Origin of the sequence: Streptomyces sp. NPDC059456, from assembly GCF_042750055.1 — a bacterium.
GTDB lineage: Bacteria > Actinomycetota > Actinomycetes > Streptomycetales > Streptomycetaceae > Streptomyces.
The window spans coordinates 1-1,889 of record NZ_JBHYVA010001040.1; the positions used below are offsets into that span (position 1 = coordinate 1).

Here is a 1,889-nt window from a genome sequence, read left to right on the forward strand (position 1 = left end):
GTGTGTGCGCTTCCGCGCGCCCGAGCCGCCGGCCCCCCCCCCCCCCCCCCCACATACCCCCGCGGCGCGCTTACCGCCCGCCGTCTACCAGCGGTACCACCGTCCGCCACCGGTCTTCGGCCTGGCCACGAAACCGAGCAGCCACAGGACCAGGATCGCAATGGCGACCCACCACAGGATTTTCAGCGCGAAACCCGCACCGGCAAGAACCACGATCAGCAGAAGAACGAGCAGCAGGGGAACCATGATTATCAACCTCCGAGGAGTCGAATGCCCTCGACTTCCCGGACTACACGCCCCACTTTTCGGAAGATCCCGGCGCCCGTCGCACGGCCGGAGCCACTCGGCCGCGCGGGTGCGGGGCGGGAAGGCGAGACCGGGGGGTGTTGAGGCCGGTGGATCGGACACGTACGGCGTCCGGCCGGGGTGCGGGCGTACGTCGTGCGGCTCGGCGGCGTCCACCGCCCGCGCGGGCAGCGCGCACAGGACCAGCGGGCCCGTGAGGGCGGCGATGCGCCGGGCCGGCCGCCGCCGGATCCTGCCGACGGGGCCGGTGACTCGTCCGCGTGCGACTCGGCCGTGGCGCGTTCCACGCTGCACCCACCTGTTCCGTACCGGCCGGCCGTGTCCCGTGCCCGTCTGCTCCCGCCGGCCCTGGGCAGCGGCCGCAGGTGTCACGAGAGCCACGCCACCGGAGGTCCCGCGGACCGCTCCGGTGCACGGCGCGGAACCCCGCGGCCGACGGCCGGCAGGGCGCGGGGCCCCCGGGGTCAGGAGACGCGCTTGAGAGTCCAGGCGTTGTTGTTGAAGCCCGAGTTCGGCCAGGCGACGCAGCTGCTGCTGTAGTACGAGGCGGTCTGCACCCAGCCGGCGGGGTAGTAGGTGGAGCCGCAGGCCTGGACGACGGTGCCCACGGGCAGGCCGGTCAGCTGCTTGATCTGCTTGATGTTCGGGGCGAAGTTCTGGGTACCGCAGCTCGCGCTGTAGCCCCAGCTGACGTCGACGTACCCGGCGGGCGTGGCGGTGTTCGCGCAGGTCGTGGTCACGTCGCCCGGGGCGGCCTGGGCGGGGGCGGCGGTGAGCGCGAACATCGCGGCAGCGCCGGCGAGGGCCATGGTGGCGGTACGCAAACGGGTCATGGTGGTCTCCTTTGGTCCGATGACTCCATGTCGGGAACGGCAGCTCATTCCTACGGCTTGACCGGGGTCCGTGACAGCGGGTTTCCGGCCGGGATGATCACGCCAGGCAGCGACCGGGCGGGCGGCGTGGCCGCACGGTCACCCACCGGCCGTCCACCGTCGAGCCCCCGGGCGGCAGTTGACAACGTTTCAGTTGCGGGACGCGGCAATCCGGCCGGAAGCCTTCCGCAGCAATGCGACATGTGAAATTTTACATGTCACACATCAGTTGGCCGCGTGTCCCCGCACGCGGCCTCAACGGCCCCGGAGGCCCCCACAGATGCGTCCCTTCCGGATATCGAAGGCCGGCGCGCGCAGACTTCCTGCGCTCGGCGCAGCCGTCTTCCTCGCGCTCGGCCTGTTCGCGCCCCAGAGCCAGGCCGCCTCCGCCGGCGCCACGGCCCGGGCCGGTGCGGACACCCGTGGAACCGCGGCCCCGGCGCCGCGGTCGATCCCGGTCCCCAAGTCGCCCCATGCGCGGGACAACGCCTCCCGCTTCCGGATCTCCTCGCAGGACGGTCCCGAGGAGACCGCTCCGGCCCCCGCCCCCACCGCGAAGCCCCTCAGGGCCGACAGGGCAGAGAAGGCCGAGAAGGGCGACAAGCAGTCCTCGGCCGCCGCCGGGGACGAGTGCGGCGACCTCTCCGGCGTGATCAACGCCACGGGCTCCGCGCTGGTCCGGCAGCTCACGGCCCTCCCCCGGATCACCAG

Annotated in this window: 2 protein-coding genes and 1 pseudogene; 1 reads left to right on the forward strand and 2 read right to left on the reverse strand. The window is 72.6% G+C overall.

The window, feature by feature from the left end:
* Window positions 1-84: 84 nt before the first annotated feature.
* Window positions 85-246 (reverse strand): hydrophobic protein, encoded by a 162-nt coding sequence (locus ACFXA3_RS41915; RefSeq protein ID WP_385196671.1) that lies wholly within the window; start codon window positions 244-246, stop codon window positions 85-87.
* A 524-nt stretch (window positions 247-770) separates the two neighbouring features.
* Window positions 771-1,139: a hypothetical protein gene (locus tag ACFXA3_RS41920; protein WP_385196674.1), complete on the reverse strand. Its 369-nt coding sequence runs from the start codon at window positions 1,137-1,139 to the stop codon at window positions 771-773.
* A gap of 319 nt (window positions 1,140-1,458) precedes the next feature.
* Between ACFXA3_RS41920 and ACFXA3_RS41925 the strand changes: the two are divergent.
* Window positions 1,459-1,889 (forward strand): annotated as a pseudogene (locus ACFXA3_RS41925) (hypothetical protein); the annotation flags it as partial.